Source organism: Chlorobium sp., assembly GCF_021740465.1.
Taxonomy (GTDB): domain Bacteria; phylum Bacteroidota; class Chlorobiia; order Chlorobiales; family Chlorobiaceae; genus Chlorobium.
This window is the reverse complement of record NZ_JAIOZR010000003.1, coordinates 149654-155758: the sequence shown is the minus strand read 5'-3', so window position 1 is coordinate 155758 and position 6105 is coordinate 149654. Positions and strand designations below refer to the sequence as shown.

Here is a 6105-nt window from a genome sequence, read left to right as displayed (position 1 = left end):
GTTGACAAGTTCTCTCAAAAAAGTGCCTCCGAAGGGTCATCGGAGACTACAGGGCAGCAACAAGAAGCTGCATAACCAACCGGTGGGTTACCACCTTAAACTTGACCTTTTTTTGTCTGCTCAATGGGGTCCACTTCACTCTTTCCACTCATACTTTTCATCCTGTTTCCTTCTCCTGCAGCGGCAGGGGATGCAGCGCTTGCCGGGCTGTTCGCCCGGAAAGGTGTCATGGGAACTCTGGTGCTTTCATCGCTGAAGAGAGGCCGGACAATTGTGCATAACGACGAACGGGCGAGCCGACGGTTTTCCGCAGCTTCGACATTCAAAATACTCAACACCCTCATCGCGCTGGAGGAGAGGGTCGCGACGGGAAAGGATCATCTGATAAGGTGGGACGGAAGGCGGCACGATTTGGCAGACTGGAACCGCGACCAGACTCTGGAGAGTGCGTTCAGGGTTTCATGCGTTTGGTACTATCAGGAGCTTGCCCGCCGGATTGGTGCGGATAAGTACCGTGACTACCTGAACCGTTCGGGCTATGGAAAGCTGCGGGAGCCGTTCGACACGACGACCTTCTGGCTCGACGGTTCACTGGAAATCAGCGCCAGAGAGCAGGCGGATTTCCTCAGGAAGCTCTGTCTGCGGAAGTTGCCGTTCAGCGACTCCTCATATGCGACGCTCAGGGAGATCATGGTTGCAGAAAAAACCCCGGAATTCACGATCTACGCAAAGACCAGGTGGGCCGCTTCCGCAAACCCGCAAATCGGCTGGTATGTCGGTTATATCGAAACGCCGGATGATGTCCGGTTTTTCGCCCTCAACATGGATCTCCGCAGCGAAACCGACCTGGCGCTTCGCAAGCAACTGGTGCGCGAGGCCCTGCAGGCGAAAGGCATCATCAGATAAGCATATACAGAAAACCAGCAAATAAGATGAACGCCAAAGAAAAACGCTTTGTTGAAATTGATCGAAAGGTGGTGGCCGTTCCAGGTTAAGAACACGATGCCTGAACCTTGGCCGAGTACGGAGAGGCGCTGCAGATGTACTTCAGCAACGAACGGCTCTCCATTCATTCGGTTATGTACCCCCTAAAAGCATTTCGGTTCTCTGATGCCGTGGACAGCATATGCCCTGCGGCTTTTTGCCGGTTTTCTGAGCCGTCCGGCTGGAATTCCGTCGAGATCATTGCCGGATGCTTATCAGCTTGAATTATCATTTTTCACTATCAACTGCTTCCACTGGTGCGTGCAGGCAGAGCGATCAAATGGGTTGAGACTGCGTGAAAACATCCCCGGAGGCGGCGTTTCTGTATGCCGAACCGGGCGGGTAAGCCGAATCTGCACACAACAGGCTGAGATAGGCTGGGGGGATCAAAATATGGCAAAACAGAAAACCGGGGATGATTGCGTAATAATGCGCTGACCTTACCCGATAAAATCACACCTCACCAGAAATGAATACGGCTGCTTGTAAAACTCATTGCGCAACCGGACTTCATCGGGCCTCCGTCTGGTTTGTATTCAGGTTGTTCAGGATACTTATTGAGGTTTCCATATATATTATTCGGAAATTGAGATCATACAGAGATTGTTACTTAAACTCAAACATTTATATAGTAAAACTATATTTAATATATAAATGATATATAGTGATTTTATATATTAAATTTTTATTATATAATGCATATTACTGAATATGATATTCTTGTCATTTATAATGAATAAAATATTATATTGATTTATTGAAATTCAATCAGCTACCCCGCCGCAAGCTGTGGGGTATGAATTTATATGCATATTATTCTTTCACGAAGCAATCTTCGGGGAATTTGACCCTCAGTGATTAAAATAAATAATGCGATTATAGTAATTACGACGTATAAATTGTACGGTAAGTGATTTCAAAAAGAATATTATGTTTCGCATTCTCATTTCCCGATTTTCATCGTTAAGATCCAGCAATAGTTTCCGTTTTGGAGGTTATGATCGTCACAGGGTTGATGGAGTCCAAAGTGCAGAAAAAACTGATTCCACAACCGGTGACGTTACTGGTTATGATAAGCTTGATTATAAAAGGGAATTGCAGGTCAGGCGTGAGATGGCCCGCGCCAATCCGCAAACATTTCTGCCCGAAGTTGCCAGAACTCTTTGCATTCTGGCAGATCTTCAGCAAACCGAAAATGATTTACATGCAGCCGAACAGGGATACATGGAGGCGTTGGATATCTATCTCAATCTCCAGACTTACAAGCACGAAGCAGCCAGGACGCTGATGAGTCTGGCCTTGCTTCGGCAAGTCAGCAACAATTTTGAAGCGGCAAAACAAAACTATCAGGATGCATTGGAACTGTACCGTGAACTATCTTACTCCAATCCCATAACCTACAGACCCGAAGTCGCCAGGACGCTCAGCCGTCTGGCGTTGGTTCAGCAAGTCAACAACGATGACGCAACGGCGGAACAGAACTATCAGGAAGCGCTGCAAATCTATCGTAAATTCGCGCAGACCAATTTTAAGGTCTATATGCCCCATGTGGCAAATACGATCGATAGTCTTGCATACCTGCAAAAAGCTCGCAACAATTTCGATGCCGCCGAGAAAGGCTGTCGGGAAGCATTGCTGATCAGACGTTTATTGGCACGTAATAATTTTCAGAAGCATATGCCGGATGTTGCTGCCTCTATTTTCAGCCTTGCCGATTTGCAGCAAGCACGCCATGATTTCGAGGCTGCCGGGAAAAACTATCAAGAGGCGGTACAGATCTACCGTGAACTTGCACGAATCGATTCCCGGAGATACATGCCCGATCTAACCAAAGCGCTCAACATTCTTGCCAATCTACAGCAACCCCGGGAATACATCATGGCACGGTGACCTGGCTCCGCTCACCCTGATACGGATGCTTCTGAAAAAGCATGCTACTCACAGATTCATCGACAGACGATAGTATATATACATATAATATATATAGGGCATATATGTATATACTATCATTTATTCGCACGATAATTATATTGTAAATAAAATTATTTATAATATAATTTTTGATACAGTCTCAAAACCATTATTCGACTGGATAAGCCCATTGTTACTGTATAATATTTTTTGCCACAGAATGATTCGCATTTTTTTGCGATGGCCTCTAAAGAGAATGTCTGCTTTATATGTTTGTTCTACTGATGCGTTGTATGTATTAGTATATCTTTTTTATATAACGAACAGCTGTGATTTATTGCCGAAAAGATCCGATTTCCCGTGTTAATCAGGCTTATGCATTATTGTTGCATTCATTTATGAGCCTTATTATGCTCATTTTTGCGCTTGATCCGTCACGAGATGCGGTTGCCTCTCCGCTTACGCTTGGCGGCGAGGGCTCCTATAATCTGTCGGGATATATATCGGTTATCGAAGATCCGTCAACCGACATGACATTACATGATGTTCTCGACAAGAAGTATTCGGAACAATTCAGTCCGTATTATGGCCCGTTCAATGCCGGTTATTCCAGATCCGCATACTGGTTCCGCTTCACGCTTGAACGCGGCAATAATTTCCCCCGACAGGGGTGGTTGCGCTTTTCGCCAAGCTACCTTGACGACGTGACAATATATATACCTCTGCCGACAAAAGATCCGAGGCAGGCATCATCCTATCGGGCCATTGCTCTTGGCATGATGGTTTCTGCAGAAAATATGCCGTTGCGGCATCCTGAGTTTGTGGCTCCCGTTGACCTTGATGCGGACAAACCTGTTACAATCTACGTTCGCGTAACCAGCAATTCGACCATCAATTTTACAGGGTCGCTGCATACGTATACCGATCTTATGGAATATACCTCCCTGTATATGTTCCAGCAATCGGCATATCTCGGTATAGCTCTTCTGATCGCCCTGATGAACATGATACTGTTCATAGCCGTCAGGGATACCCAGTTTCTCTATTTTTCACTCTATGTATTTACCTCTCTGCTTACCTTTCTGACCATGAAGGGGATGCATGTTATTCTCTTTCCTCTGCTTCCTCCGATAGTATCCAATATGGTTTCAGGGATGGTTTTCGGGGTCGGTCTGATTGTTTTTGCCCTGTTTGCCTTATCCCTTTTCAAGGAGTCGGATTACCCGCTGAGTCGGCTCTACCTTAAGCTGATGATTCCTGTAGGTGTTCTATCCATAATCGCCGTGCCATTTGGTCTGTATGCAATGATTATGCCCTGGGCAATGAAGCTGGCATTCGGCCTGATTGCCTTGATATTCTGGATGAGTCTCAGATGCTTTGTTCAGGAACCGCGATACTGGATTACCTACCTGATCGCATTTGCTCTGAATGGTCTGGCTTATGTATTGTTGTTTCTGCAGAATCTTGGCGTTTTGCCCCTGCATGCAATCGGGATGAATACCTTTCAACTCTCCGCATTGGCTAATATTCTCCTGATTTTTCTTGCGATGACCGATCGATTGCGACGAGGAGAGATTCGGATACTCGATAACATAAGATTATCCGAACAGCGCGCAATCGAGATGGCCATGGTTATGACCCACGAGTTGCAGGAGAACAAGGAACGCCTTGAGGTTTCGTTGCTTGCCGAGCTGCAGTCGTCAGAACGGCTGCAGCGTTTTCTTGTGATGCTGTCGCATGAATACAGAACCCCTCTGGCCGTTATTCAGGGAAATATCGATCTGCTGGAGCGGCTGATCCTGAAACAATGTACAGCGTGTCAGGGAGAGTTTCTGAAGATGCGGAGGGCTGTCGGTCGCCTTGTCGAGGTAATGGAGGTTTCCCTTGATCAGAGCCGGATTTCCGAACCAAGAGCAAGGGGCGACCGGCAAAGTATTTCTATCGGCAGGTTCGTTGCTCAGCAAGTCAATACGGTCAGTCTCATGTGGCCGGATAAAACTTTTCTGTTCGATGGCTTTGCCGCAGAAGGGGTGCTTCATTGCGAACAGCCACTGCTCAACACAGCCCTGTTCAACCTGCTCGATAATGCCCGAAAATACTCCCCTCCGTCAGCACCGGTGTTGGTGACCTGCCGTACAGGAGAGCGTGCTGCCGTCGTCATCATCACCAACGAAACCGACGCATTGATGCCGGATGATACCGAGGAACTGTTCAAAAAATATCGTCGGGGATCGGATGTTTCGGGTGTCGGCGGGGCAGGGGTTGGTTTGTGGCTGGTACGCCAGATCGCAAAACAGCATGGAGGAAGGGTGAATTTACGTTACCCGAAAAAGGGGTTCGTGACGGTAACTCTCATGCTGCCATTGTTCACGGACTGTAACGATCTCAAGTAATTGTCCGGAAATATCAGTAAATCTTAAGCCTCTCTATGTATGCAAACATCAATACGGGAACCGGAACATCTCTGGCGGATTATCCTTATCGAGGATGACGCTGACCTCAGCCAGAGCATCGCGAAATATCTGCAACTCGACGGCATAGAGGTAACCGGAGTGAGCACCGCTATAGATCTGTACCGTGAAATCTCCCTGCGGAGCTATGCCGCAGCGATTGTTGATCTGTCGCTGCCGGATCAGGACGGAATGGTACTGGTTCAGTATCTCCGGCAGAATACCGATATACGTATTCTTGTTTTGACTGCTCATGCATCGCTTGAAAACCGTCTTGCCGCATATCAGACAGGGGCCGATCTCTTTCTGGTAAAACCAGTCGATTTCAGAGAACTTTCAGCTTCTATATCGAATCTTCTCAGCCGTGCGGAAACAGAGCCAAGCTCCGCATCTCCTTCATTATCCGTTATCGGAAGGACGTGGATACTCCATGAAGAGACTCGCGAGCTTATTTCTCCGAAGGGTAACGGCGTCAAACTTACCACCAAGGAGTATTTGTTTCTGCACGGCTTCACCCAAAACATCGACCGTACTGTCCCGAGGGATCGGCTGCTGGATGCACTCGGTTATCAGCGGAACGAATACGGGCACCGCGCGCTCGAAACGATTGTTCACCGCCTGCGAAAAAAAACACTTTCAATCGGCACGCTCCCGCTCCGGACCGATCACGGCAGCGGTTATTCCTTTACCGGTCCGCTTCAGCTGTCCTGAGCTTTCAGGATGCATCAGAGAGTCGATCTGTCAGGATATGTGATGAACC

The 6105-nt window shown here is 47.5% G+C and carries 4 protein-coding genes; all 4 read left to right on the top strand.

Translation table 11 applies throughout. From position 1 onward, the window contains the following. Nucleotides 1-123 precede the first annotated feature (123 nt). Complete coding sequence (gene blaOXA, locus K9G39_RS02580) at nucleotides 124-906, top strand: class D beta-lactamase (protein WP_292003365.1); 783 nt, start codon at nucleotides 124-126, stop codon at nucleotides 904-906. A gap of 1008 nt (nucleotides 907-1914) precedes the next feature. Then, nucleotides 1915-2874 carry a tetratricopeptide repeat protein gene (locus K9G39_RS02575; protein WP_292003364.1) on the top strand — a complete coding sequence of 320 codons (960 nt, stop codon included), beginning with the start codon at nucleotides 1915-1917 and terminating at the stop codon, nucleotides 2872-2874. Between the two features lie 419 nt (nucleotides 2875-3293). Beyond that, a complete protein-coding gene (locus K9G39_RS02570) occupies nucleotides 3294-5288 on the top strand; it encodes a sensor histidine kinase (protein WP_292003363.1) in 1995 nt (664 codons plus the stop codon). A 39-nt stretch (nucleotides 5289-5327) separates the two neighbouring features. Then, entirely contained in the window at nucleotides 5328-6056 is a 729-nt protein-coding gene (locus K9G39_RS02565; RefSeq protein ID WP_292003362.1) for a response regulator transcription factor, read from the top strand. Nucleotides 6057-6105: the final 49 nt, after the last annotated feature.